Genomic DNA, 26,457 nt, shown 5'->3' on the forward strand with positions numbered 1-26,457 from the left:
GGCGTCTCACCATGACCCGAGTCTTCCGCGCGTCGCTCGCGCTCGCGCTCCTGTCCGCGGCCTGCAACCCAGAGGAGCCGGAGATTCCCGCGGTGGACGCTTGCGCGGGCCTGCCGCCCCTCTCCCTCACCACGAGTCACGCGAAGGTGCGCGTGAAGGACCCCGTGTCGCTCACGGCCTCGGGAGGCAGTGGCTACTACAGCTACCGCGTCGAGCCCGGAGGCTCCTCGGGGGAGATGCGGGGCTCGCGCTTCATCGCGGGACTCACGCCGGCCACGGACACGCTGGTGGTGGAGGACCTGCGCTGCCCCGGGGATGCGCGGGCGCAGGTCACCGTGGTGGCGGCCTTCGACGTGGCCCCCGGGCGGGCCTTGCTGAAGCCGGGCACGTCCTTCCAGATCGAGGTGGCGGGGCTCCTGGGCGAGCCCGTCTTCACGCTGGAGCGCAGCGCCTCGGGCGGCACGCTGACGGCCTCGGGCCTGTACACGGCGGGCAAGGCGCAGGGCGAGGACCTGGTGCGGGTGCGCGACAGCCGCACGGGCGACGAGGTCCTCCTCCAGTACGAGGTGCGCGCGGACGCGGTGCTGCGCGGGGACCCGGAGCGGCTGGCGCTGCCGGCGGGCTCGTCGGTGGCGCTGGCGACGGTGGGGGGGAGTGATCGCATCACCTGGACGGTGGAGTCCGGTCCGGGCACGGTGGAGGGAGGGCGCTTCTCGATCGCGCCGGACGCGACGGGCGCGACGGTGCTGAAGGCGTCGGACCCCTTCACGAACCAGACGGCGACGGTGTCCGTGCGCGTGCTGACGGAGCTGAAGCGCGAGACGATCGCGCACGGGCAGATCACGGACACGGCCGGGATGGTGACGGCGGACTTCGACGGGGACGGGGTGCCGGACGTGGCGGTGGGTCGGCCCGAGAGCGATCTCACCCGGCCCCAGGGCGGCGTGGTGTTCATCTTCAAGGGAAGCACGGCGGGGCTGCCCTCGGAGCCCACGTGGATGCTCACCGGCGCGACGGACACGGCCCGTTTCGGCGACAGCCTGGCGGCGGGCGACCTGGATGGGGATGGGAGGCCGGAGCTGGTGGTCTCCGCACCGGGTGCGGACGTCACGATCGACGGCTCGGGCGCGGTGTACCTGTACCGCTTCGGGGCGAACGGGCCGGAGCCCCTGCGCTCGCCGCTCTCCGCGTTGGGACGGGGCGCCTTCGGCTCGGGCCTGCACCTCAAAGACGTGGACGGCGACGGGGACCTGGACCTGCTCGTGGGCTCGCCGAACGGTGACCTGGCCGCCACCCGTGAGCTCTTCAACCGGGGCATCGTGGACATCTTCCAGCTCGACCGCGGGAAGGCCGTGCCGGATCTGCCGTCCGTCCGTCTGGGCGGGAGCGATCTGGGGCTGAGCGGCGCCATCGAGCCCCGCGCCAGGACGGGGTTGGGGCTGGGGGTGGTGGTGGAGGACTTCAATGGCGATGGGCTGCCGGACCTGGCGGCACTGGGCAGGGCCTCTCGCTTCAGGGACAATGGCACCTCCCTGGGCGTGGTGCAGCCCTCGGTGTCCGTGTTCTTCGCGCGCGCCGAGGCGCCACGCTTCCGTGCCACGCCGGATGTCTTCGTGCTGCCCATGAACACCTCGGACGCCAACGGCAACGAGGGGAGCTGGCGGCTGGGCAGCGTGCCGGCCGAGGGGTCTCGGCTGCCGCTGCTGATGGTGCTGCTGGACCGGGCGGACTCGCCGGATCTGCGCGCCAGCGGCGGGCAGGACAAGATGACGGACGCGGGCGGGGCGCTGCTCTTCGACCTGAGCGCGTACAAGCCCACGGGTGAGCCCGCGGACAAGCCGGCACAACTGAAGCTCGCGGATGCTTTCGCCCGGTTCTACGGGGACGCGAAGGACATCTACGCGGGGCGGAGCTGGGCCGTGGCCGACGTGGACGGGACGCCGGGCCCGGAGCTGCTCCTGGGCGCTCCCTATGCGAGCATCCCCTCGGGGACCACGTCGCTGCGCTACGGCGGCAAGGTGCTGGTGTACCCGCTCAAGGACCTGAAGAAGGGCATCTCCATCAACAAGGCGTTGGCCTTCCTGCCGGGGCTGGCGAAGTCGGACGCCTTTGGCGCGGGGATCGCGCCGTGGCCGCTGCCGGGGAGCTCGGGCCTGGTGGTCTTCGCGGGGCGGGCCTCGACGCAGGGGCGCGCCTTCACCGGGCGGGTGGACGCCTTCGTGAAGGCGGGTGACTCGCTCGCGCAGTGGTCGCGCACCAGCTACCTGTTGCCGGCGAAGCCGAGCGTGGAGCGCTTCGGCGAGTCGGTGGCGCTGGGCAAGGACGCGAAGGGGAACCCGTTGGTGTTGGTGGGCTCGCCGGGCTGGTCCGGTCCAGGGCCGAACGACGACGGCAACGCCCTGTCGGCGGGCCGGGCCTGGACGTATGGCGCGCAGGGCGGCACGGGCACGCTCGTGGCCGAGGGGGCCCCCTCGCCGCTGCACAGCGGGCGCAGCGTGGGCTCGGACGTGGCCTTCACGGACTTCAACGGAGACGGGAAGGCGGACCTGGTGCTGGGCGCGCCGACCCTCCTCGTTCCGAAGTCCACCGCGTCCGCCTCGGAGCTCGGGGACGCCTATCAAGAGGTCCGGCGCGAGTGCCTCCCCAGCGCGGAGCTGAACGCGGGCGGAGTGCTGGTGTCGCTGGCCCAGGCGGACGGGAGCTACAAGCCCGCCTACCGGTTGTGGGCGCTGGGCAACATCACGGAGAACTGCATCACCTCGAATGGTGTCTGTTCGCGCGCGGGCATCGGGCGCGGGGTGGTGGGCGGCTTCGACTTCAACGGGGATGGCAAGCAGGACATCGGGGCGCTGCGCAACAGCGGCTTCGAGCTGTTCCTGGGGCGGGCTCCGGACGATGCCTCGCTGGCGAAGCGGACCATGGTGTGCGACCCCGTCTACTCGTCGCCCTACTTCGCGACGTCTTCCAATACCCCGCAGACGACCTCGGCTCCCACCGCGTTGGGAGACCTGAACGGGGATGGGTGTGCCGAGGTGGCGTGGCGCTACTCGGACAACAACGCCCGGTCCGGCATCGTGGTGCTGTTCGGATACGACACGAGCGGGGCGAAGTGTAAGGGGCGCAAGGTGCCGACGACGATACGGCTGGCGGCGGACCCGGAGGTGGGCATCAACTTCATGGGCCTGGGCGTGTCGATGGCGCGAGTGGGCCAGGTGCTGGGCAAGACGGGCGCGGACTATCTGGCGGTGAGTGCGTCGAGCGTGCCCTACGATGGCGTGACGCAGCCCGCGGTGCTGCTCTTCAACACGGCGGAGCTGGTGAAGCGTCTGCCCGCCTCCGGCGAGGCGTTGGTGGGCGCGCTGGAGATCTCCTTGCAGCCCCGGGTGCTGGTGCATCGCTCGCGGGCGGTGGGCTTCGGCACGGCGCTGGCGGGCGGGGTGGACCTGACGGGTGACAGCGTGCCGGAGCTGGTGGTGAGCGCGCCGGGCGCGTCGGTGGCCTCGGATGGAGGGGGCGCGGTGTTCGTGTACAAGGGCGGAGCGGGGATGACCGGAGCGCTCTCGCCGATGCTCACGCTGACGGGAGACGTGGCGGAGCGCTCGGGCTTCGGCAACGACCTGGCGCTGATGGCGGGAGGGACGGCGGCGGGGACGAGCTACCCGCCGACCCTCGTCATCGGCGCGCCGCTGAGCTACCGCACGGGCACGCAGAACGGCACGGCCTTCGTGGTGCCGCTCGGCTTCTGAGCGCGCCTAGTGCGCCAGGGACGTGGACGGCTCGGAGATGCCTTCGAGCACGCGTCCGGCGAGCCGCTGATCCTCCATCTCCATGGCCAGGTCCCCCAGGGAGACGATGCCGATGAGCCGCTCCTGCTCGTCCACGACGAGCAGACGGCGCACCTGCAGGTCGCGCATCTGGTGAGCGACGTCCTCGACGTCATCGTCCACGGAGCACGTCTGCACGTTGCGGGTCATCACATCGGCGACGGAGACGGTGCGTGGGTTGAAGCCCATGGCCAGGCCGCGCACGACGATGTCCCGGTCGGTGAGGATGCCCACGACGCGCTCGCCCTCCACGACCGGTAGGGAGCCCACGTTGAGCAGGCGCATCATCTCGGCGGCGGCCATCAGCGTCGTCTCGGGGTGGGCGGCGACGGCGTCCGGAGTCATCACGTCACGAACCTTCATGGGACGACCTCGTGGCTTGCGAGTGGTTGCTACGGAGGAAGGGTGTGTCCGCCTCGGCGCCGCTGCCGTGAAATTCCGTGCCGGGATTCGTGCTCGGGTGCCTACCCTCCTGCCTGCCTCACCTCCGGAAACACGAAGGCCCCCATGACTCCCGAGGGAGACACGGAGGCCCGGGGTCCGCCGCTCCGTTGGGATCAGCTCACGGTCTGCGGAGACATCTGGCGGGAGAGCTCCTCCGGGGACTTCAGCAGGGAGGCGTTGCCGCCGTGCTGGACGCGCTGCTCCTCGTTGATGGGCGGGGAGAACGTCTTGGCGATCTTGTTGTAGGTGCCGAGGATGAGGATGGTCGGTGCCCACTGGCCGACGAAGTTCGCCCACGTCTTGCGGCCGGTGATCATCAGCACGGCGCTGACGGCCATGCACCCCACGGCGACTCCGAGGAAGCTGATGGAGGGAATGCGCCGCGTCTGCAGCTCGACATTGGTGGTGACCGTGTCTTCGTTCTTCATGTGTTCCGATGCCTCCGTTGGTGAGAGGTGTGAATGGAAGGTGCGCACGGAGGGGCGGGGCGCGGGGTCGCGCTTCCCTGCCCGCTATCCGGGCGGGCTCGGTGGCGGTGGGGTTGGCCGTGCGGGCAGGCCCCCTCAGATTGCCTGGGTCTTTTTTGCCGGAAGGGCGGGGGGAGGAACTTCTGATGTCACGTAAGTCCGAGGTGGAGAAGCTGCGGAGCCTGGCCCAGCTGGATGTGGACGCCGTGGGGGCCTACGACGCGGCCATTGCCCGGGTGAAGGAGCCGCTGGTGCGCGAGCGGCTGAACGACTTCCGGGTGGACCACGTGCGGCACGTTCAGGATCTCAACGCGTTCATCCTCCGGTTCGGAGGGGAGCCGGTGGAGCTGCGGCCGGATCTGAAGGGCGCGGCGATGAAGGGCCTGACGGCGATGACGAGCATGATGGGGACGGAGGCCGCGCTGGTGGCGATGCTCGGCAACGAGGAGTTCTCGAACCGGGCCTACGAGCTGGCGCTGAGCTTCGAGTGGAGCCCCGAGGTGCGCTCGCTCATCGAGAAGAACCGCCGGGACGAGGAGCGGCACATCACGTGGATCAAGGAAGCGGTGCGCCAGCGTCCGTGGGTGGCCGAGGAAGCCGAGGCGCGGGCGTAAGCCCTGGGAGAGGGCGGGGGTGAGGGTCTACATTCGGTGGGGACACATCCCGCGCGAAGCGCGGTAGCCCGAGCCCTGGAGGCCCATCCCGTGAGTGACACCCTGCCCGCGCTGCGGGCCACGCTGTCGGAGCTGGTCGCCCTGGACACGACGTCTTCCCGTCCCAACGCGCCGCTGGTGGAGCTGGCGAGGGGATGGTTGGAGGCGGCGGGCTTCCAGGTGGAGCGGGTGCCGTACCGTGACGCGGCCGGGGTTGAGAAGGTCAACCTCATCGCGGTGAAGGGCGGCGGTGCCGGCGAGCGCGCGGGGCTGGTGCTGGTGGGGCACACGGACTGCGTGCCGTACGACGCGGCGTGGACGGACGCGCTGCGGCTGACGGAGCGGGACGGGAATTTGTATGGCCGGGGCGCGTGCGACACGAAGGGCTTCATCGCCTGCGCGTTGCACGCGGCGACGCACTACGCGGGGCCCCTGCGCTCGCCGTTGATGGTGCTGCTGACGGCGGACGAGGAGCTGGGCTGCGAGGGCGCCAAGCACCTGGTGGCGCAGGGCAAGGGGCGGGCGAGGCACGCCATCGTGGGCGAGCCCACGCGGTTGGTGCCGGTGCGCGCGCACAAGGGCTACTGCCTGGCGGAGGTGGAGGTGCTGGGCCGGGAGGGGCACAGCGCGTACCCGGACGAGGGCGCCTCGGCCATCTTCCGCGCGGGGCGCTTCCTGCAGAAGCTGGAGACGCTGGCGCGCACGCGGCTGCGCGAGGAGCGGGACGAGTCCTTCGAGCCGCCCTTCACCACGGTGAACGTGGGCCTCATTGGTGGGGGCAAGGCGCCCAACGTCATCTCCGGAGCGTGCCGCTTCACGGTGGAGTGGCGCCCCATTCCCCGGCAGCCCCAGGAGCGGGTGATGGAGCTGTTGGAGTCCATCCGGCGGGAGTTGGTGCGGGACGAGCCCGGCTACGAGGCGCGCATCCGGCTGCTGCGGGCCGAGCCGGCGGTGGACACGTGGGCGGACGCGGAGGTGGTTCGGGTGCTGGCGGAGCTGTCCGGCAACGCGCCCATCACGGTGCCCTTCGGCACGGAGGCCCCGCAGCTCACGGAGCTGGGCGCGGAGGCGGTGGTGTTCGGCCCGGGGGACATCCGCGTGGCGCACCAGACGGGTGAGTTCGTACCCATGGAGGACCTGGTGCGATGCGAGGCGTACCTCTCACGCGCCATCGCGCACTTTTGTGGAGCGGCGGTACCCGACTCCGGACGTTGAGCGGGAGCGCGTCAATCCTGTCGGCGCATTTGACCTGAGGGGTACAGTCATTCTAGGCAGGGCCGTGCAGCGGCCCGAGTGGGTCGCCAGGGCCAGGGGGAGGTGGCCGCGGCATGCAATTCGTCCCCTTCGAAGAGGGCATCGAGGTCAACACCTGAACCACCGCAAGAACGGCCGGGTCATGTGGGATTCGCGGACCCGGCGGATGGAAGAGGGCATCGGTCACTACGGCTACGAGCCGGTGCCCGGACAGCGGAAGATCTTCAGTCTGTGTAATACCCCCTACCCCTGCGCGTTCGACCAGGGGCTGCTCACGGCCATGGCCCAGCGCTACGCGTCCAACGCGCGCGTGACGCATGACAGCGCCAGCTCGTGTCGCAAGGTGCGGGGCGACCGCTGCGGCTACCTCATCAGCTGGTGAGCACCCGCGCCCTCCCGCGAGCGCTCCACGGACTCTCGGTATGGCTCGCGCTCCGGGTGTCCTGGAGGGAGCAGATAGTTCGTCCCCCCTCTCGCCTTTCCGCCCCTTCCTCCTGATAGCCTGAAGCCCGAGGTCAGATCGGACCATGGCAGCGCTCAATTCCATCGGCACCACCGGCCGCGTCCTCCTCGTGGACGACAGCCCCATTGCTCTCGAGGCCATCGGCTCCCGGCTGCAGGAGAGCGGACTGGACGTGGTGATGACGACGTCGCCACGGGAGGCGCTCGGCCTGGCCACCGACGGGTCCCAGCCGTTCGACCTGCTCATCCTCGACGTGATGATGCCGGAGATGAATGGCCACGAGCTGACGCGCCGCCTGCGTGGCAACTCGCGGACCAGCAACACGCCCATCCTCCTGCTCACCTCGCTCGACTCCACGGACGACCGGGTGAACGGCCTGGTGTCGGGCGCCGACGACTTCTTCACGAAGACAGCGCCCGACGCGGAGATGCTGGCGCGCGTGCGCTCGTTCATCTCGCTCGGGAAGATGCGCGCCCAGCTGCAGGCGCAGCACGAGGCCATGGCCCGCGTCATGCGCGAGCCGGAGGCTCCCACTCCGCCCCTGGCCCGGGTGGAGATCATCCACCACATGCCGGTGGTGAGCGAGCGGCTCGCACGGGCCCTGCGTGGCTCGCCCGTGGGCGGCGAGTTCCAGCTCACCCAGCGCTCCCCCGAGCAGCGCATGCTCACCTCGGACGCCGACCTGCTCGTCGTCAGCTACCCGATCGCGCTCGAGGGGGATCAGCCGCTGCTCAAGCGTTTCGGCTTCGACGAGGAGGCGCCCGCCGTTCTCGTGGTGGACGAGACCGAGTCCACCTCGCGGCGAGTCATCGCATTCGATGCCGGCGCCGACGACTACCTCACGCTGCAGACGCCCATGGCCGAGCTGGCCGCCCGCCTGGGCAGCGCCCTGCGCCGCCAGCGCCGCCAGCGTCAGCTGCGCACCTCTCGCGACCGCGCCATGCTGGTGGCGGTGACGGACCCGCTCACCGGGCTCTACAACCGCGCCTACTTCCACGAGGCGCTCGGCGTCGAGTTCCGCCGGGCCCAGCGCTACAAGCACCCGATGAGCCTGGTGCTGTTGGATCTGGACCACTTCAAGCAGGTGAACGACACCCTGGGCCACACCGCGGGAGACGAGGCCCTGCGCGAGGTGTCCAAGCGGCTGCGCCAGACGGCGCGCTCGACGGACGTGGTCGCCCGCCACGGAGGCGAGGAGTTCGCGATGATCCTCCCCGAGACGGACCTGGAGCACGGGCTGATCGCCGCCGAGCGCTTCCGGGCCGCGGTGGACGGAGCCCTGGTGAGGGGCGCCAGGGGAGGCAGTCGCACGCTGACCATCAGCGCCGGAGTGGGGTGCTTCCCCGTGCACTCCACCTCCATCACGGAGCTCGTCGAGCTCACCGACGCGGCGCTCTACAACGCTAAGCGCACGGGCCGAAACCGGGTGTGTCCCGTCTCGCTCAGCCAGGAGGCCCCGGCGCCCGCGAGCCCGGCCGCCGCCACCGTTCCCAACATGGGGACCTCGGGGGTGCTGGAGCGGCTGCGCCGGCTCGTGGCGGAGGACCTGGAAGGTCCGCTCACCGCCACGCGCACGGCCGCGCGCATGCTGCACCAGGCCTCGCAGCCGGGCGACACGCTGCACATGCTCACCTCGCAGCTCCACCAATCCTCCGAGGAGGTCCGGCAGGAGCTGCTGCGGGTGATGGATGACCTCTCCCGGGCCATCCTCGAGGCGGGCCGGACGGGAGCGGTCCGTAACGAGCACAAGTGAGACCGTCCCTGGAAGTGGCCGCTCCGCTCGAGGAAGAGGCCCCCGCGTCACGCGCGTTCCTGCTCTGGAGCACCGCGGTGGTATTCGCCGCCCACCTGACGCTCTGGCTGTGGGTGTCGTGGAGCAGGGGACTGGCGTTCACGGACCTGCTCAACCGCTGGGACTCGAACCACTACAGCACCATCATCCGTGACGGATACAGCGGCATGCTGTGGGCGTTCTTCCCGCTCTACCCGATGACGGTGCGGGCGCTGGCGAGCGTGCTCGGCGTGGAGCGGGTGCAGGTGCTGGGGATGGTGTTCTCGAGTGCCGCCTTCCTCTGCTTCGCCGTGCTCGTCGCACAGGCCCGGGAGAGGGAGGACCTGCCGGAGGGGTTGGTGCCCCGGACGCGGCTCGGGTGGCTCTTCTTCCTCCTCGCCCCGGCGAGCTACGTCTTCCACTCGCACCACACGGAGTCACTCTTCCTGCTGCTGTCCGCGCTCGCGCTGTTCTCCGGTGCGAGCCGGCGGCCCGGGTGGGGAGGCCTGTTCGCGGGGCTGTGCGTGCTGACGCGCAACCAGGGGGCCTTCGTGGTGGTGGCCACGGCCCTGCTGGCCGCCTCGCGGGAAGAGGGCGGGACGCGGCGGCTGCGCGCCTTGCTCGTCGTGGGAGCGCTCGGGGCGCTCGGGGCGCTGAGCTTCCTCGCGTTCGAGTACCTGGCCTCGGGCTCGCCGCTGGCGTTCCTCCACGCGCAGAGCGGGTGGCACCGCGCGGACTCGGTGGCGGCCGTCTTCAAGACGTTCGTGTTCGGCAATCCCTGGCAGAGCACGCGCAGCCCCTACCTGCTGCGCTACGCCGTGTTCTGGCTCTTGCTGATAGGAACGTTCCTGCTGGCGCGCCGGCAGCCCGTGCTGGGGCTCTATTCAGGGCTCTCGCTGGGCGTGATGCTGCTCCAGGGCGAGGTGGCCAACGTGTTCCGCTTCGGCACCGTCGTCTTCCCGCTGTTCTTCTTCCTGGGAGACCGGTGTGCCAGACGTCCGGTCTGGCTCCAGGGTCTCGTGCTCGTGGCCCTGCTCGCGCTGAACCTCGCGACGGCGAGGGGCTACGCCGTGGGACGGTGGGCGTACTAGCCACGGAGCTTTTGGACATCATGTACGTGAGGTACGGCGGCAGGATGAGGGGGTGCTGGCCTGGCGCGCGCAAGCTTGGGCGGTGAGTTGCATCCTTGAGGGCCTGAATAAATCCAGGCAGCAGTTGCCCTCAGGTCACGCGCACTGCAGCGGGGTTTCAAGGCCACGGCTCCGAGTCGAGGTGGACGGGTCACCCAAGAACACCCTGCCGATCGAGACGGACTGAACTATGGTACCAGCACATCAGTCCGAGGAGCGCGGGGGGGACTCGCTTGAGCATCGAAACGACCGATGTTGATAACATTACTCCCTTCACGGCGGAAACGCTGCACTCGGTGACTCGAGAGGACCGGGAGGTTCTTCTTGTGGTCGTCGCGGGGACCTTCACCTTGCCTCGTCCCTGTGGAGCATCCCGAGCCCCCGTCTTGCGCGATGAGCAGCTTCCCCCGAAGCTCGAAGACTCCTATTGGGGGGCTCCAGCCTGCTCCAGCCTGCGTTACGAGGGCCAGAACGCATACTTCCGCCCAGGCACGGATATCTACCTGAATGGGCATGCCCGTGCGCAGCGTGGCCATCCTGTCAAGGCCATGGACGTCAGCCTGGCGGTAGGACATTGCCACAAGACCGTCCGGGTTTTTGGGGAGCGGCTCTGGATGTCTGGAATGGTAGGGCTCAGTCCGTCTTCTCCACTACCCTTCGAGTCCATGCCGCTCGTCTATGAGCGCGCCTTTGGAGGAACGGCCCGGGATGAGGAGGGGGGTGAGACGTTCGAGGCGAGGAATCCGGTAGGGCGCGGTTTCTATGTTTCGCGCAAGCAGGCGCGGGAGCAGCTCCTGCCGAACATTGAGGATCCTCAGGCGCTGGTGACTTCGTGGTCGGATCGGCCTCCACCCGCGGGCTTCGGCCCGGTTTCTCGTGGATGGCAGCCGCGGCTTGGGTATGCGGGCACCTACGATGCGGCCTGGGTCGAGAATCGCGCTCCCCTCTGGCCGAAGGATCTCGATCCGCGCTTCTTCCAGGCGGCAACTCCTGGTCTCAACACGGGCTCCTACCTCCAGGGTGGAGAGCGGGTCCTGTTGGAGGGGATGCATCACGACGGTCCCCTCGCCTTCGCGCTTCCTCAATACCGCCTGTTGGTGAGGAGCATCTTCTCGGATCGTCAGGAGCAACGGGTGATGCGCCTGGATGCGCTCCTGCTCGAACCTGACGCGGGAACGTTCACGATGATGTGGCGCGCGGCGATTCCCCTGAATGGGAACCCTTTTGATCATCCCTACACACAGGTACGCCTCATGGAGTCATGGGAGGAACTCCCGAAATGACACCGCGATACGCATCGACGGAAATCGCCGTCGTTGGGTTGGGCCTGTGTACACCTCTCGGGCTGGCGGCCCGGAACACCGTGGCCGAGTGTGAGGCTGGCACGGTCCGTTTCTTTCGGACCCCGGTGATGGATCAGGAAGGTGAGTCCATTCGGGCCTCGATGCTCACCTTGTTGGATCCAGTGGGCTCGCGAACGGAGCGGATGCTGCCGATGGCCGTGACGGCCCTGCTCGAATGCCTCGGAGGTATGGCTGCGGCCCCGTTGCATCGCGTGAGAATGGTCCTGGCGCTTCCAGAAGTGGACAGTAAGGCTCCCGTTGATGTGGATGTGCTCGAGAAGGCTCTTCGCGAGTTCGCGGCTCCCGCCGTCCAATGGGATTCCGTGCCGACACTCCGTCTTGAGGAAGGACGAGCGGGCTTCTTCCTGGCGTTGAAGTCCGCCGTTTCCTTGCTGAAATCGGGACAGGCCTCCTTGGCACTGGTGGGCGCGGTGGATTCGATGTGCGATGTGGAGTCCCTGCGGCGACTCGCGGAGGAGGACAAGGTGTTGGGACCCTCCAACCCGGATGGCGTCATTCCGGGTGAGGGGGCCGGCTTTGTCCTCCTGGCTCAGGTGGAGACCGCTCGCCGGTTGGGTCTCAGCGTTCGAGCCATCATTCCCGTTGTGGCTCTAGCGAAGGAGCCCCACCCGTTCCGCGGTGATTCTCCGCGATCGGCGGTGGGCCTCGCCGAGGCTTTCAAGAGCCTGCGCCAGCATCCGGGGATGAACGAGCGGCGGACGGACATCGTCCTCTCATGTCAACCCAATGGATATTTCTGGGCGTGGGAGTTCTCCATGGCCTACCTGCGCAACGCGAGTCTCATGCCGGAGCCTCTTCATGTGAGTCTCGTCTCCGACAGTCTGGGAGACGTTGGGGCGGGCGCTGGTGTGGTCCAACTCGGGCTGGCGTTGGCGCACCTGAAGCGATGTACTCGGGCAGGCCGGAGTGCACCGCGTGCGCTGCTCTATGGCTGTTCGGATACCGGGCAGGTGGGAGCCTGCATCATCGAGGGGGGGAGTATGAGCAAAGTCTATGTCAATGGACGGTCGGTGGTCCACAAGGGGGACGGCCGGACGAATCTGTGTGCGACACCGGATGTCTGCAAGACACCGTCACCCGGTGGGCCTGTCCCGGTTCCATACGTCAATTCCGCGCGTGATGGAGACCTGTCCAAAGGCACCACGAAGGTTTCCATCGAGGGAAATCCGGTGGCGGTCCAGAGTTCGTGTCTGAGTACCAGCTCGGGTGACGAGCCAGGCACCGCCGGAGGGGGTCTCATTTCTTCGAAGACCAAGGGAAAGCTGACCTGGGGAAGCTACAGCCCGGATGTGAAGTTCGAGGGGAAGGGGGTCGTCCGATTCTTGGATGTCACCCAACACAACGGCAATACCTTCAATTCCGTATTCATCCAAGCGGGCGGAACGGGGTGGGCCTACGGAGATGATGCGTCTCCCCTCCAGGAGTGTCCCCGCTGTGAGAAGCCCAAGCGGACCCATCGCATCATCGAGACTCCTGAGACCAAGGCCACTGCTCAGGGACTCGCTGCGGAGTTGATGAGCCTCTACGACCCGGTCGAGGACAAGAACGAAGTGCTCAAACCACCAGCTCGCAGGGGAAGGCCTCGACGGCCGTACATGATTGGGGTGCTCCTCTGCAAATGTGGCAAGAAGAAGTACGCCGCCATGTCTGGGGAAGGAGGAATGACGAGGGGCTTCGAGAAGGCGGCGAAGAAGCTCGGGTTCAGCACTTGTGGCCCCGTGGATTTCAGTGCCGTGCTTGATAGCAGTGGGCGGACGGAAAGCCGGTTGTTGTCGAACCCGGCTACGGGAATTCCGGTGGATATGCCGGGCTACAACAAACCCGGCGTCTGTGCCGCGCAGAAACTCATCCAACAAGCCCAGAGAGAAGGGCACCGGCCTGCCTTCATGACTGAGGAGTATTTCGACCCTCAAGGCTCGGGACGGGTCAAGATTACATATCGAAGATTGAATTCGAAACGGATTCGGAAAGACGCCATCGTGACCCATGTGTTCCGGAATGGAGACACCGTTCCTTCGTGCGATACGTGCAAGAAGCTCGTGACTCCCATGCTGTGCGGTAACAAGAAGCATCCTTGCAGCTGAGGCTGAAGAACAGTTGCCGTCCATGCGATGCGCGGAGAAGCCGTCATGATGAAGGAACTCATTGAATTGATAGAGACATACGATCCTGGTTATGCCAAGAAGCTCCATGGAGCTACTGAGGAGGAGATCGCTCGTCTCCAGAATCTGGTGGGTCGTGAACTCCCCGCTCCATACAAAGAGTTCCTTCGGTACATGGGAAGGAGCATGGGGGACTTCCAGATCGCCGACGCCAACTTCAGCATTGACGTAGTCACCGCCATCTATGGCGCCAACGATTGGGTCCCTCCTGAGCGCTATCTCTTCATCGCGGAGCACGAGCAGGATCCATACCTGGATTACTACCTGGACCTCGATGAGTTGGTGGATGGGGACTATAAAGTGCTTCGATTTTCGAACGACGGGGGGTTCGTCGAGGACCCGTGGAGCACGATTGCGTTGATGAAGGGATTCTTTTTCGCCAATGCGTTCCGTGTGAAAAGAATGGAGAATTTTCCCCATGAAACGCTCATCAGTCCCTCTCTGTCGAGATTGTCCGTCCGGCCGGCCGCTTCGACTGATATGATGGCCGTAGTTGAGGAGAGGGCGTTGAAATTGGGCTTCAAGAAGCTACCGTTCTCGCTGCCCCTGCGCCCCATGTATGAGCGGAAGGATGCGGCCATCTTGGGGACGAGGGCGCCGGTCCGTGGAGGAATCTGCTTCGAGTTGGCGGCCGAGAGCGAGCGCGAGCTGAAGCATCTGGTCTCCGTTCTCTGCTCGAACACGCCCCTCATCGAGGGGTGAGGTTTTCTCCCATGATTCGCAACCTGCTGGAGCACCCTTCGGCTTCGGAGTTCCTCCGTGGGTTTCAGGAGGAGCACTTGTCGGAACTGGCCTTCCTTCTCGCGCGGCGTCAGCAATACCTGCACGACCCCGAGGTGGAGTGGCCCGAGGTGGAGCCGCTGGAGGTGCGTATCCTCGCCCATGTCGGGGCGATGCGGGAGGGTGGGGACATGGCGCTCTCGTGTGCACGGGAGATGCTCTCCAGCGAGGCGCCGGATGAGCTTGCCGCGGCAGCCCATGCCCTCGTGTTCGCGGCCCCCGGCGGTGAGGGGATCGCTGAAGTACTAGCCCGCATGGCAGAAGCCGACGCGGTGCTGCTGCCTTGCCTCGGCGAGGCGCTCATGCTGGCGCATCATTCCCAACTTTCCGAGAGGCTCGGAACACTGCTCGATTCCAAGCGCCCAGAGGTTCGGGTTGTTGCCGCGCGCGTACTCGGGCACCGCTGTGATGGCGCGGCGGAGCCACTCCTTCCTTTGCTCGAGGATGCAGTGCCAGAGGTTCGCGCCGCGGCGGCGATGGCAGTAGCGGAGATGGGCTACCGGCCCGCGCTCCCGTTGCTGGAGCGCGGTCTGCTCCACACGGCAGCGGACGAATGGAGTGCGTGGGTACTCGCGGCGCTGCGGCTCGGCTCTCCCCGGGCGCTGCAGGCCTGTCGTCAGGCCTGCCGTACCCTGGGGCCGGTTCCTCCACGTCTTCCATGGCTTCTGGGGTTGGCTGGAGACGCCCAGGACTTCGCCCCGTTGAGCCGGCTCCACGGGTGGCTGGAGCTGACGGCAGTGGTGCTCGAGGCGTTGGGCCTGCTTGGGATTCCCGCGGCCATACCGCTTCTGCTGGAGCATTTGGGCCATGGCGCTCCGGAGGTAAAGGCGGCTGCGGCTTCCGCACTGGCCCTCATGACGGGGGCGGAACTCATGGAAGAGGCCCAGGTTCTTGATGAGGACTCCTCGGACGATGACTCCTCGGAGGTGTCCGGGCGGAAGGTAGTGCGGCCCAGCGTCGATGCGGCCGTGTGGCGCGCATGGTTGCGAGAGCATCGCTCTCATTTGGAGGGCAAGACACGGATACGGCTCGGCCAGCCCCATGGCCTGGGCTTGTGCATCGAGGAACTGATGCATTCGCGCGCCTCGTTCGATACGCGCGCCCGTGCGTCCCTGGAACTGTGCATCCATTCTGGCCGACAAGTGCCCTTTCAACCGGGCTGGCTCGTCAGCCGCCAGCGTCAAGCCATGGCGCAGTGGCGACAATGGTGGGAAGCAACGCAGCGGTCATGAGGATACGCCGCCACTTTCGCGTTACCAGCACCCCCTGTCCTGCTTCACAGATGCATGGTGCCAGCCGGACCCGTCGGCGTCCCTCCTCGGTCCCTCGGCTCCCACCCGCTGCCTTGACGGGTTTGGGCTGGCCTACGCCCAAACCGACCGAAGGAGTCAAACGATTCGTTTGAAATGGACTTGGTTGTCGGCGAGGGGGTCCGGGCCACTCACTGCCCGAGCGACTGGGGCGGTGGCTTCGCGCTGAAGGCGGGCACGTAGCACTTGCCCTGGTATTCGTAGAGCACGTCCGGACATGGGGCTTTCAACTCGTGAGGCGTCCAGCAAGCACCGATGAGCTCCACCTCGGCGTAGCGGGTGCAGGGAGGGCGCTTCTGGCCTTTGAATGGCTCGCGCGGCAGTGGACGGGCGATCACGGATGATTCTCCAGCGTCCGAGGTGTCCACGAGCGTCCCGATGTCGAAGGGGTCTGGAGTCCCGGCTACCGTGGACACCTCGTCGCTGGTAGGGGCGGGCGAGGTGCTCGCCAGGGGCTCCGGGCCGCTCGGGGGTTGGGACACGGGGGCCAGACGCACCAACGCGAACAGCAGGGCACACACCGCGGCGGCGCTCAACAGGCTCAGCCCCAAGCGCAAGAGAGGGCGGGGCTCGTAGGGAGAGGGAAGGGCTCGGGCCATGCGGCGAACGCCCTCGAGCATCCCCTCGAAGGTGAACACCAGTGACTCCACCGATTGCTTCTCGGGGGACACGGCCCAGGGAGTCTGCTCCACTTGCATGGCGACATAGCGTGCCGAGTCCGAAGAACTGAAGAGCACCCGCCAGTCCTTCAGGGGGACTTTGTCCTCCTCGGAGGGCTTGAGCACCAGGGCCGTGGCTCCGCTCGTCTCGTGCGAGGCCAGGTAGAGTTCTCCCTGACCGTCATCGGACTGCGGCACTTGCTCCTCGAGCCGGTACGGCCCCAGCTGCTCCAATTCCTCCTCGCTGCTCGCCTCGGTCTTCTTCTTGTCCACGCGTGCTCCTCTCTGGCCTCCCCGGCTGCCAGAAGCCCGAGGCGCTTGTTCGCATGGAGCCGAGCCCTTCTTCCAGGAGGTGCTCGGTGCCTTCGGGGTGTCCTACCCGCCAGGTGCACGTTCGACCTCCGGACGAAGTGTCCCGTACGAAATGTCCTGGGCAGGGGGACGGACGCTTCGTCATGGGGCGCGGTGTCGAAGAACTCCTTCGACACCTACTACCCGGCTGCGCGGAACCGCTCCGCACTACCCGCTCCACCCGACAGCTGGGAATCGAGTACGACTCTTTCATCTCCCCGAGGCCCCGGCGGCCGTGAGGATGGCGCCGAGCACCAGCGAGGAGGAGAGCGGCATCCTCCCCTAGGTGGTTGGCCATCCCGCCTCCTATTCTTCAGGGCTGTTGCGCCAGGGGGAAAGGCCCGCGTCATGGCGAATGAGTACCGGAGTCCACGGGTGGGGGAGGGCGGCGGTACGCAGCAAGAGGCTCGGAGAGGAACCACGAGGGGCCCGCCGCGGTGGGCACCCGCAGGGGCTTTCGGGCTCATCGTTCTCTTCCTCCATGCGGCATGCGCCACGCAGGCGCCCATGGGGGAGCAGCTCGCCGGGGTGAATCGCTGGCGGCCGTCTCCAGCGAAGGATGTCCGCACGGCTCCGCGCCAGCTCGAGCCCGTCGTTGTCGTCTTCGCGGACAGTCCCCAGGCGCACCGCAATACCCGCGTGGTAGCCCTCACGGCGGCAGAGTACCAGCGCGCAGTGCGGCAGCTCGGCCACCGCTTCCAGGTGAAGGGGTCGCCCCAGGAGACGGCCCAGATGCTGCTCCAGGCCATGCCGGAGGAGGAGCTACTCGCCGAGGTGTACCGCGACAGGGTGCTCACGCTGGTGCCCCTCAACGACAAGGGCCCGATCGTGCCGGAGGCCGAGGCGGCGTTGAAAGAGAAATACCTGCGCTGGTGCGAGCGGCGCGGCGGCGGTGACTGCCTGGACCTCTTCTCGGATGGGCCCTACCTGCGTACGGACGACAGGCGCACCCTGGCGCTTGCTCTGGCCTTCGGCACGGTGCTCGACGAGACGCAGGCCGCCCTGGGGCGGGAGTTGAGCCCGAAGGCGATTCTCTCGTCACTCGTGTGGGCCGTGGGCCTGTACCTGTCGCTCTGGTTGCTTCCCGAGCCGTTATCGAAGGGTCTTGCGGCCTCGCTCTCGGTTGTGCTGCTTGCATGGCTTGGCGTGGATGCCATGTGGGGTCTCTTGGATGGGTGGGCCAGCATGGCGCACCGGGCCCACGAAGCCACCACGTTCGACGAGCTGCGAGAGGCAGGCGAGGCCTTCGGCAGGGGAATAGGGGTGGACGCGGCCCGGGCCCTCATTCTCGCGGTGGCCTCCCTCAGCGGGCGGATGCTCGGCGAGGTGGCAGTGCACGTGCGCTCGCTACCGAGGTTCAACCAGGTGCAGGCGCAGTGGGCGGCCCAGGGCATGGAGGGCTCGGTGGCGGTGGCAATGGAGGAGGTGGCCGCGGTGGAGGTGGTGATGGAGGAGAGCCGCGCGTTCGTCGTCCTCACCTCCCCGCAGGCGCCGGTGGCCATCAGCGTCCTGGCCAAGAGCGGCAGCGGGGGAACTGCTGGAGGTCCCTCGGGCACCGTGGCCATCCAGCACCGTGGCGGGAACAAGCAGGTCGTCCTCGGCAATGGGGAGCGATGGCACCTCCCACGGGGCAAGAGCTACAAGGACATTCCGGCCGAGGACCGGCTGGGGGATGAACTGCAGGCAGCGGCGAAGGAGGAGGCAGCTAGGTGGTCAGTAAGAGATCTCTCTCAGGCGGAGTTCAAGGCTATCGACGAGATGCGGCGCCTGGGCAAGGAGCACCGGGCGAATCTGCTGGAGCGGCAGGCTCGAGGCCGATGGGTCGAGGCCCGGTTGAAGGAGCGGTTCCCGGGTCTGTCCTGGAATGACCGAGGGGTCGACATCACGGGCCCGGCAGGTCAGAGCTATCACTACGAGATCATGTCTGGTACGGAGTCCAACTTCGCCCTGCACGGGCGCCGGATGGCGAGCACCTTCTTTCGCATGATCTTCTTCTGAGGGCCGCGTGACTCCGAACATTCATTACAAGGATCGAGAGATCGTAGGCGAGCGATTGGAACTGCCAAAGGGCGCGCTTTACTGGCTCGGGCCCAACCTCACGCTGCGCAACTGTACCCTTGTCATCAGCGTGGCCTCGCGCTGGCTCACCTTGATGTCGGGGCAGTTCATCGACTGCACCATCGAGGCGAAGGGCGAGTTGAAGAACAAGCGCTGGGCTCGGATGAATTTCAGGGGGTGCCGCTTCAAGGGCCGGTTTACCGGCAATGACTTCGGTTTTCGCGAGGACGATCTCGATAAGTGGCGGATCGGTGGGATTGCTGACTGCGACTTCTCGGAGGCGCGGCTCGACGCCTGCCGGTTCTACAACTGCGACATGAGCACGATTCGACTGCCGCGCTGGCCGTGCTTCACCATCCTGGACCCAGTCCGCCGTGCAGAGGAACTGGCTCGCGTGGAGTGGCCCGGCACGTACGGGCGGGTGGTGATCGAGGGTCTGAAAAGACAGGACCAGAGCATTGTGGCTCTAACAGACCATGCTCCCTCGGAGGCGGCGCAGTTCGACACGACGCCCGAGGAGCTGCGCGCGGTCCTGGAGAGGGTGCCGTGGGTCGTCATGTAGATGCGTATTCGGCCACTGCTTCGCAGAGGGCGGCTTCATCCCCTGGGAAGCGAGCGGATGCTCACCCGCGCAGTCGTCGGACGAGTCGCTGGTGGGCCGGTTGCGCTACGTGCTTGCCCATGGAGTAAAGGCAGGCCTGTTGGTGAGGTGCGCCGAGTGGCCGGGTCTCACGTGTCCGCCGCAGTTGCTGGGACCAGCACGGTGGTTGGTTGTTCCGGTGGTTCAACTGGACGAAGCGCTGGTGCAAACGGGGAACCTACGAGTCGTCCACGCGTGCTCCTCTCTGGCCTCTCTGCCTGCTTGAAGCCCGAGGCGCTTGTTCGCATGGAGCCGAGCCCTTCTTCCAGGAGCTACTCGGTGCCTTCGGGGCGTCCTGCCCGCCAGGTGCTCGCTCGATCTCCGGACGAAGTGTCCCGTACGAAATGTCTTGGGCCGGGGTGCTGACGATTCGTTTGATTGGGCAGGGGCGGTGTCGAAGGACTCCTTCGACACCTACCCGGCTTCGGCACCGTCGTCTTCCCGCGGAGAGCTCCTGCGCCGAGTCCACATCGTCATGGGGCATCGCGAGGTGGTGGCGTCGGCGCATGTTGCGCGCCGCGTTGCGCACCAACACCGAAAGCAATGCCCGCGTGTCCTCGCGCTTGTCCGACAAAGAGCGTGCGTGGGGCAGCAGGAGGAAGGTGTGGAAGGCCTCCTGCTGCCCTTCCCTGGCCCTGGCGCGCCGCGTGGTGCGCACCGGCGGGCACGGCGCGGGGGGCGAGCTCGTCCGCGCGCGCGAGGCGGGCCTCTCGGATGCCGAGGTGGTGGACGTCATCGCCGCGGTCACCCTCAGGAGCTTCACCAATGCCGTGGCCGTCGTCGCCCAGACCGAGCTCGACTGGCCCAAGGCCCCGGCCCTGCCGGGCACTTGAGTCGCGTTGCTCCGGTCCCACACGCCCCACTTCCGGAGCTTCACCATGGCACGGAGGTGCCATCGCGTGCTGCGGAGGGGATTACAAGGCCGGGCTCGCACGGGGGGCGTCGCGCTGGCGTCAGTAATGTCCGTGCACCTCGACACCTTCCAGGTGCCTGGCGAAGAGCCCCTGAGCCCGCGTTCAACCTCGCCCTGCTACTCGGACCTCGTGCTCGGTAGACACACCCACGGCTGGTCAGGTTGGTTGCGCCCACACGCGAAGCCCGGCTCACAGACCGGAGGTCCCTCTGGCGAGCACGCCTTGCGGCACTGGAACAGGGAGCAGACCGAGTCTTCGGGGCAGGGAGGCGTACTCCGGCCACATCGGCGCAGACACTGCATCCAGATGCGTCCCGGGGTTGCCGGAGAGGTATTCCGGGTGCAGTGCAGCCCCTGGGGACAAGGATTCAGCTCGCAGTCCTGGCCGTAGACCGTCATGCAGACGGAGCCATGCCCTCCCATCAAGGAGACGCAACGCTGGCCCACGGGGCAGGAGCGGCCCTCGCAGGTGGGCACGCAGGAGGGGGCGTGGTCCCCCTCCTTGCAGACGTACCCTTCGGGACAACTGGAGGGCTCATCCAGACGACAGGGCCGGCCACAGAAGCCCGAGCAGATGAGGCCCTTCTCACAACCGTCCACGAGAAGGGCGGGAAGCTCCTCGCAGAGCTCGCCCTCCTTGCGACTGCCTTGCAGCGAACAGGCGCGGATGAAGTCCTCATGGTTGTTGGCTCTCAGGGTTCGGCAGGCGAAGTCCTCCGGACAGTCCTCGTCTGTCCCGCACGTACTGTCCGTGCAGTATTGGCGTCCCGTCCGCTTGTTGTAGAAGCAGCGGAGCTGCGACTCGCAATCCGCATCCGTGCGGCAGTCCTGCTCGTAGGTACGAAGGCCCTGGCGCACCTGCGGCGCGAGCATGGGCACGAGGTGGTGTCCCGCGGGTGGGGAGGGCCGTGCGCCGTGGCGGGACATGGCGAGGTAGACAAGCCCCAGTAAGGGCAGCAGCAGCAGCAGGATGCCGAGCAGGCCCGGGAGAACCGTGCGCCATTTCATCCGCTCGCCCTCATTGCTTCGGCCTGGGGGGGTGGCACTCCAGCGGACATTCGTTCTGCTCGATGCGCGGTCTGCTCCAGAAATCCTCGCCGCATTGAGCCCACCACTCCTCATCCTCGAGCGTGCAGCTCCGATTCGACAGGTACTCCCGCATGTCCTTGGCCAGGGCCTCGTCGAGGGTTCCCCCCTCGCCCCCAGGCATGAGGGCAACCCGTCTCCAGCACGAGCAGCGCAACCAGCATCAGCAGCCTTCGTGGCATCGTCCCCTCACCGGTGACCGCCGCACCTGTGCCTGCCGTGATTCATCTCCTTGCTCTCGACGACGGGTCTCGAGTACCTCGGCCAATCGCTGGCGCAACCGTCCCGCCAACTCCGTCAGCGCCTCGCGAGGCAGCTCCGCTCCAAGCGCGAGCAGCTCTCCACCCTCCCGCTCGATGACGAGCATGGGCAGGGCGCGCTGCTCGCCTTGCGGCCGGTGCACGCGTACGTCGATGTCCCGGATGAGGTGCGCGGCGATCCGGATCGGCTCCCGAGCCCTGCCCCCGGCCCATGCCACCTCCAATCCCTGCCGCGACACGGTGAGCCGGCAGGTGGTGCGCATCGCATCCAGGGTCTTCCGCAGCGACATGAAACCCATGCCCAGGATGAACGCCGCGCCCCCCAGCAGGGAGAGCACAACGCCCGGGGCGAGCGACCTGAAGGAGTCGATCACCAGGTAGCACGGGACCAGACCCAGCCCCAGCACGCCTATTTCGGTGCCCAGCCGCCACCCACACCCGCGCCACCCGGGAGCAGACAGCGTCGCCACGAGCCGGCCCTCCTGCTCGGCGACCTGGATGCGCGCACTCGCCGGAGCCTCGGGCTCGGAGCTCGTGGAGCGCTCCTCCTTCCACGAGCGGAACCGGGAGCCCTCGCGAGCGGTCGTCTCCTCGAAGGAACGCACGCGCCCACCGTCCACCTGCAGTCCCAGGCCTGCGTGGCGGGCCACGGCTTCGGCCAGGGCGAGCGCCTCGTCGTCGTCACGGGTGCTGGACAGAGGCAGGGCCGCCCCTCCGGGCCCGTGGAGCAAAACCTTGCCAGGAGGAGTTCGCTGCGACTGGCTTTCCGAGGTGAGGAGCCGCACATGCGTGAACGCCGCGAGTGGCCGCTCGCTCCGGTAGAAGGGAATGCCGAGACCCCTGCCCCAGGTGATCCGGCCATGTTCCCCACGCTCCAGGACGATCCGCCGGACACCCAGCAGCTGCTCGAGGCCGCTGGTGAGCGAGAGCACCAGGACGAGCAGCGGCGAGAGGAACTCGCCGGGCCGGGCCACCAGCCACGCGCCCGACGCCGCGGCGGTGAACAGGAGAAAGCCGCCGCGGATGAGCCTCGACCGCTTGCGCTCGCACTGGATGAGCAGCCGGGAGCCGTCTACCCACCACAGATCGTCGCCACACCGCTTCATCACCCGGACACCCTACCCGAGCCGGGCCGCACATGGAGGAACGAAAACGAGACGTGTCCGCGGGAATGCCGACCGAAGGTGTCAAACGATTCGTTTTAGACGGACCTGGTCGTCGGCGAGGGGCTCCGCGCCAATCACAGTCCGAGCGACTGAGGCGGCGGCTTCGCGCTGAAGGCGGGCACGTAGCACTCTCCTTGGTACTCGTAGAGGACGTCCGGGCACGGGGCCTTGAGCTTGTGCGGCGTCCAGCAAGCACCGATGAGCTCCACCTCGGCGTAGCGGGTGCAGGGAGGGCGCTTCTGGCCTTTGAAGGGCTCGCGCGGCAGCGGACGGGCGAGCACGGATGATTCTCCAGCGTCCGAGGTGTCCACGAGCGTCCCGATATCGAAGGGGTCCGGAGTCCCGGCTACCGTGGACACCTCGTCGCTCATGGGGGCGGGCGAGGTGCTTGCAAGGGGCTCCGGGCCGCTCGGCGGTTGAGGCACGGAGGCCAGATGCACCAGCGCGAACACCAGGGCACACACCGCGGCGGCGCTCGCCAGGCTCAGCCCCAAGCGCAAGAGAGGGCGGGGCTCGTAGGGAGAGGGAATGGCGCGGGCCATGCGGCGAACGCCCTCGAGCATCCCCTCGAAGGTGAACACCAGTGACTCCACCGATTGCTTCTCGGGGGACACGGCCCAGGGAGTCTGCTCCACCTGCATGGCGACATAGCGCGCCGAGTCCGAAGAACTGATGAGCACCCGCCAGTCCTTCAGGGGGACTTTGTCCTCCTCGGAGGGCTTGAGCACCAGGGCCGTGGCTCCGCTCGCCTCGTGCGAGGCCAGGTAGAGCTCTCCCTGACTGTCTGCGGACTGCGGCACCTGCTCCTCGAGCCGGTACGGCCCCAGTTGCTCCAGTTCCTCCTCGCTGCTCGCCTCGGCCTTCTTCTCGTCCACGCGTGCCCCTTTCTGGCCTCCCCGGCTGCTTGAAGCCCGAGGCGCTTGTTCGCATGGAGCCGAGCCCTTCTTCCAGGAGCTACTCGGTGCCTTCGGGGCGTCCTACCCGCCAGGTGCTCGCTCGATCTCCGGACGAAGTGTCCCGTACGAAATGTCTTGGGCCGGGGTGCTGACGATTCGTCATGGGGCGCGGTGTCGAAGGACTCCTTCGACACCTACCCGGCTTCGGCACCGTCGTCTTCCCGCGGAGAGCTCCTGCGCCGAGTCCACATCGTCATGGGGCATCGCGAGGTGGTGGCGTCGGCGCATGTTGCGCGCCGCGTTGCGCATCAACACCGAAAGCAATGCCCGCGTGTCCTCGCGCTCGTCCGACAAAGAGCGTGCGTGGGGCAGCAGGAGGAAGGCGTGGAAGGCCTCCTGCAGCCCTTCGTGGCGAGCGATGCGCGACAGGGCGTGCACCTGCGGAGAGCCCATCGAAGGACACTTCCTGGCTTCTCCACGGCCACGGGGTTTGCCTGGAGAGGGGAGGGCCGGTGGATGGGAGGCTGCCTGGACAGGGGCATGATGAACATGACGGGCCCCCTGCGTCCGTCGTGCCAGCCCTGGCGCCCTCGTGGTTCCATGCAGTTGCGCCACCCGAGCGCGCTGCCCCAGTGGCCCCTGTCACCCCCTGGTGTCCGGGGTCATCAGCGGAGCCACTGGCGCTCGAGGGGGAGGGGACCTCTCAGCGCTACGCCATGCCACCGTCGACGAAGAGCTCGGTGCCGTTGACGAAGCTTGCTGCTCGTCTACGGGGTCGCAGCACGTGGTGCGGCTGCCACCCACGCACGGCAAGCCACGCGGCCACGAGGGAGATGTCTGATTTGCCCAGGACGAAGGAGCGGGATAGAAATCCCGCCCCATGCCATCCTCCGCCCGCGTCCTCGTTGCCTTGATGAGCAGTGCTTGCCTGTGGGGTTGTGAGCAGGCGAAGACGGAGCCCTCGTTCGACTACGGACCCAAGCGCGGGCTCGTCACGCAGCTACGGAATGCGCTCGAGAAGGAGCCCTGCGACCGGACCAAGGCGGTGCAGTACACCCAGACCGTGTTCTCCGCCGGGGACTGGCGGGGGAGCATCCAGTTCGCCGACGACTTCATCGCGCGGTGCGGGAAGTTTCCCCAGCTCCGGTCCATCACCTACTCGGCACACATGCAGCTGAGCGAGTTCGACCTCGCCATCCGGGATGCCACGGAGCTCATCGACAGCGCGCCGGGCAATGCCGGGTATTGGGTCTGGCGCGCCATGGCCCATCAGTCCCGGGAGCAGTCCGAGCAGGCCCTGGGCGATTTCCAGCAGGCCTTCCGCCTCCAGCCGGAGCAGTTCCAGGTGGCCAACCAGCTGGCCACCGCCTACGAGCGGCTGGACCGGCCGTGTGACGCCCAGTTCGTGATGCTGGAGCATCAGCAGTCCAACCGCGAGTCCCTCGGACGGCCCGAGGTGACGAAGCGGATCGCACAGCTGGCGGCCATGGGGTGCGACCTCGGGAAGGGCAAGGCGGTGGTCCCCGTCAGCAAGACGGGCCCCATGTGGGTGGAGCCGCTGGTCAATGGCAAGCGTGGCCGGTTCATCCTGGACACGGGAGCGAACACGGTGGCTGTCTCTCAGGCGTTCGCGGACCAACTCGGGTTGAAGCTCGAGGGCGCCCGGACGCTGTCGTTCCACACGGCCAATGGCCTCATCAAGGCCCCGGTGGTTCGCGTCCCGAGCATCGCGCTCCAGGGGGCCCGGGCCGAGAACGTCGAGGTGGCCGTCATGTCCACCCTGCCTCCAGACGTGGATGGGCTGCTGGGGCTCGGCTTCCTGGCGCGCTTCGAGATGAAGCTCGAGGCCCGGGCAGGGCGGTTGGAGCTCTCGGAGCGCAAGCGCTAGGTTGAGCCATTCCAGGTCCTCTCCGGAGATCTGCCTTGTGGGCATGGAGACGAGGACCTGCTGGCGCGACATGGGCGCTATCGCCGCGCCCATGCGTCGCCGGGTGGAAGTGAGTCAGAGGGAGGCCGCCGAAGACTGCACGGTGAAGACCAGGTCATCGTGGTCGTCGTAGTTGCCGGTGCTGCAGAAGGAGGCGGGGCTGTTGGTGTTGGAGGAGTCGACGAAGCGGAAGTTGGCGCGAACGGCCTGAACGCTGCCGGCGGGAAGGGTGTAGGAGACGGAGACGGTGTTGAGGCCGCTGCGGCTCGGGGCATAGGTGCCGAGATACGTCCACGAAGGGCTGTCGACGCTGGCCGAGTAGTAGAGGTCGAGTTTGTCCTGGACGAGGGAGTAGGCATACACGGTGGCCTCGAGCGTCACCGTCTTGCCAGCGGCGAGGGTGGAGCCATCCGAGGTGCTCACGGAGAGGTGCTCGATGGCGCGCTTGGAGAAGTAGCCACCCCAGGTGCCGTCGGCGCAGGAGGAGAAGAGCGTATTGGGACCGTTCACCTCGGGAGCCGAGTCGGAGCGGCCGTTGAGCAGGGAGCCGGAGTCACAGGCGGAGCCCGGGTCGGAGCAGAAGGGCGTCTGGTACGTGGCGTCGAAGCTGGCGGCGGTGTCGAGCAGCGCGGCGGACTCGGAGATGACCTCGCCGGAGAGGTTCGGGGTGGAGAGGTCCGTGATGTCCTCACCACAGGCGGAGAGGGAAAGCGAGAGCAGGGCAGCGAAAAGGGTGGTGCGCATTGGGAACTACCTCCATGAGAAAGGTGTGACAGGGAAAAGACTCGTCAGCCCGTCGCCCGGAACCTCGCGTCGGGTTGATGAGGAAGATGTACAGCGACAGTCGTTACGACGAAACGGGCAAAAGATGGTTCGAAT

At 67.4% G+C, this 26,457-nt stretch carries 23 protein-coding genes; 14 read left to right on the forward strand and 9 right to left on the reverse strand.

What is annotated here, in order from left to right:
- The first annotated feature begins 11 nt into the window (after positions 1-11).
- A complete protein-coding gene (locus JQX13_RS22970; RefSeq protein ID WP_203411066.1) occupies positions 12-3,746 on the forward strand; it encodes an FG-GAP-like repeat-containing protein in 3,735 nt (1,244 codons plus the stop codon).
- Between the two features lie 6 nt (positions 3,747-3,752).
- Here the strand turns inward: JQX13_RS22970 and JQX13_RS22975 are convergent, their stop codons facing one another.
- Positions 3,753-4,187 carry a CBS domain-containing protein gene (locus tag JQX13_RS22975; protein ID WP_203411067.1) on the reverse strand — a complete coding sequence of 145 codons (435 nt, stop codon included), beginning with the start codon at positions 4,185-4,187 and terminating at the stop codon, positions 3,753-3,755.
- A 194-nt stretch (positions 4,188-4,381) separates the two neighbouring features.
- Entirely contained in the window at positions 4,382-4,696 is a 315-nt protein-coding gene (locus tag JQX13_RS22980) for a hypothetical protein (RefSeq protein ID WP_203411068.1), read from the reverse strand.
- 185 nt (positions 4,697-4,881) lie between these two features.
- Between JQX13_RS22980 and JQX13_RS22985 the strand changes: the two genes are divergently transcribed.
- The 9 genes from JQX13_RS22985 to JQX13_RS23025 all read left to right on the forward strand — a co-directional run bounded on the left by JQX13_RS22985 (position 4,882) and on the right by JQX13_RS23025 (position 15,544).
- The gene (locus JQX13_RS22985) at positions 4,882-5,349 is read left to right on the forward strand and encodes a ferritin-like domain-containing protein (protein ID WP_203411069.1); all 468 of its coding nucleotides are present in this window, start codon (positions 4,882-4,884) and stop codon (positions 5,347-5,349) included.
- A 90-nt stretch (positions 5,350-5,439) separates the two neighbouring features.
- The gene (gene argE, locus JQX13_RS22990; RefSeq protein WP_203411070.1) at positions 5,440-6,603 is read left to right on the forward strand and encodes an acetylornithine deacetylase; all 1,164 of its coding nucleotides are present in this window, start codon (positions 5,440-5,442) and stop codon (positions 6,601-6,603) included.
- A gap of 181 nt (positions 6,604-6,784) precedes the next feature.
- Positions 6,785-7,024: a hypothetical protein gene (locus JQX13_RS22995; RefSeq protein WP_203411071.1), complete on the forward strand. Its 240-nt coding sequence runs from the start codon at positions 6,785-6,787 to the stop codon at positions 7,022-7,024.
- Positions 7,025-7,169: 145 nt separating this feature from the next.
- A complete protein-coding gene (locus JQX13_RS23000) occupies positions 7,170-8,858 on the forward strand; it encodes a diguanylate cyclase (RefSeq protein ID WP_203411072.1) in 1,689 nt (562 codons plus the stop codon).
- On the forward strand, positions 8,855-9,967 hold the full coding sequence (locus JQX13_RS23005; RefSeq protein WP_203411073.1) for a hypothetical protein: 1,113 nt from the start codon (positions 8,855-8,857) through the stop codon (positions 9,965-9,967). Before JQX13_RS23000 ends, JQX13_RS23005 begins: the two co-directional genes overlap by 4 nt.
- 272 nt (positions 9,968-10,239) lie before the next feature.
- Positions 10,240-11,289 carry a DUF2169 family type VI secretion system accessory protein gene (locus JQX13_RS23010; RefSeq protein WP_203411074.1) on the forward strand — a complete coding sequence of 350 codons (1,050 nt, stop codon included), beginning with the start codon at positions 10,240-10,242 and terminating at the stop codon, positions 11,287-11,289.
- A complete protein-coding gene (locus tag JQX13_RS23015) occupies positions 11,286-13,454 on the forward strand; it encodes a PAAR-like domain-containing protein (protein ID WP_203411075.1) in 2,169 nt (722 codons plus the stop codon). The genes JQX13_RS23010 and JQX13_RS23015 overlap by 4 nt, the downstream gene beginning before the upstream one ends.
- 45 nt (positions 13,455-13,499) lie before the next feature.
- Positions 13,500-14,234: an SMI1/KNR4 family protein gene (locus tag JQX13_RS23020; RefSeq protein WP_203411076.1), complete on the forward strand. Its 735-nt coding sequence runs from the start codon at positions 13,500-13,502 to the stop codon at positions 14,232-14,234.
- A gap of 11 nt (positions 14,235-14,245) precedes the next feature.
- Positions 14,246-15,544 (forward strand): HEAT repeat domain-containing protein, encoded by a 1,299-nt coding sequence (locus tag JQX13_RS23025; protein ID WP_203411077.1) that lies wholly within the window; start codon positions 14,246-14,248, stop codon positions 15,542-15,544.
- A gap of 209 nt (positions 15,545-15,753) precedes the next feature.
- On the opposite strand, the gene JQX13_RS23030 is transcribed toward JQX13_RS23025, so the two are convergent.
- Positions 15,754-16,554, reverse strand: coding sequence for a hypothetical protein (locus JQX13_RS23030; RefSeq protein WP_203411078.1), 801 nt, complete (start codon positions 16,552-16,554; stop codon positions 15,754-15,756).
- Positions 16,555-17,097: 543 nt separating this feature from the next.
- On the opposite strand from JQX13_RS23030, the gene sitA5 reads away from it, so the two are divergent.
- The 3 genes from sitA5 (at position 17,098) to JQX13_RS23045 (ending at position 20,163) form a co-directional block, all read left to right on the forward strand.
- Positions 17,098-18,630, forward strand: a complete 1,533-nt coding sequence (gene sitA5, locus JQX13_RS23035; RefSeq protein ID WP_430384215.1) for a SitA5 family polymorphic toxin — start codon at positions 17,098-17,100, stop codon at positions 18,628-18,630.
- Positions 18,631-18,637: 7 nt separating this feature from the next.
- A complete protein-coding gene (locus JQX13_RS23040) occupies positions 18,638-19,252 on the forward strand; it encodes a hypothetical protein (protein ID WP_203411079.1) in 615 nt (204 codons plus the stop codon).
- A gap of 584 nt (positions 19,253-19,836) precedes the next feature.
- Positions 19,837-20,163 carry a hypothetical protein gene (locus tag JQX13_RS23045; RefSeq protein ID WP_203411080.1) on the forward strand — a complete coding sequence of 109 codons (327 nt, stop codon included), beginning with the start codon at positions 19,837-19,839 and terminating at the stop codon, positions 20,161-20,163.
- Between the two features lie 197 nt (positions 20,164-20,360).
- On the opposite strand, the gene JQX13_RS23050 is transcribed toward JQX13_RS23045, so the two are convergent.
- The 5 genes from JQX13_RS23050 to JQX13_RS23070 all read right to left on the reverse strand — a co-directional run bounded on the left by JQX13_RS23050 (position 20,361) and on the right by JQX13_RS23070 (position 24,104).
- Positions 20,361-21,251 carry a hypothetical protein gene (locus tag JQX13_RS23050; RefSeq protein WP_203411081.1) on the reverse strand — a complete coding sequence of 297 codons (891 nt, stop codon included), beginning with the start codon at positions 21,249-21,251 and terminating at the stop codon, positions 20,361-20,363.
- A 10-nt stretch (positions 21,252-21,261) separates the two neighbouring features.
- Positions 21,262-21,453, reverse strand: a complete 192-nt coding sequence (locus JQX13_RS23055; RefSeq protein WP_203411082.1) for a hypothetical protein — start codon at positions 21,451-21,453, stop codon at positions 21,262-21,264.
- Between the two features lie 39 nt (positions 21,454-21,492).
- Positions 21,493-22,695: a hypothetical protein gene (locus JQX13_RS23060; protein WP_203411083.1), complete on the reverse strand. Its 1,203-nt coding sequence runs from the start codon at positions 22,693-22,695 to the stop codon at positions 21,493-21,495.
- Between the two features lie 134 nt (positions 22,696-22,829).
- On the reverse strand, positions 22,830-23,630 hold the full coding sequence (locus JQX13_RS23065; RefSeq protein ID WP_203411084.1) for a hypothetical protein: 801 nt from the start codon (positions 23,628-23,630) through the stop codon (positions 22,830-22,832).
- A gap of 180 nt (positions 23,631-23,810) precedes the next feature.
- The gene (locus JQX13_RS23070) at positions 23,811-24,104 is read right to left on the reverse strand and encodes a hypothetical protein (RefSeq protein ID WP_203411085.1); all 294 of its coding nucleotides are present in this window, start codon (positions 24,102-24,104) and stop codon (positions 23,811-23,813) included.
- Between the two features lie 427 nt (positions 24,105-24,531).
- On the opposite strand from JQX13_RS23070, the gene JQX13_RS23075 reads away from it, so the two are divergent.
- Positions 24,532-25,539 carry a retropepsin-like aspartic protease gene (locus JQX13_RS23075; protein ID WP_203411086.1) on the forward strand — a complete coding sequence of 336 codons (1,008 nt, stop codon included), beginning with the start codon at positions 24,532-24,534 and terminating at the stop codon, positions 25,537-25,539.
- Positions 25,540-25,653: 114 nt separating this feature from the next.
- Here JQX13_RS23075 and JQX13_RS23080 read toward each other — a convergent pair whose 3' ends face one another.
- A complete protein-coding gene (locus tag JQX13_RS23080) occupies positions 25,654-26,322 on the reverse strand; it encodes a hypothetical protein (protein ID WP_203411087.1) in 669 nt (222 codons plus the stop codon).
- Positions 26,323-26,457: the final 135 nt, after the last annotated feature.

The organism is Archangium violaceum, assembly GCF_016859125.1.
GTDB classification, from domain to species: Bacteria; Myxococcota; Myxococcia; order Myxococcales; family Myxococcaceae; genus Archangium; species Archangium violaceum_A.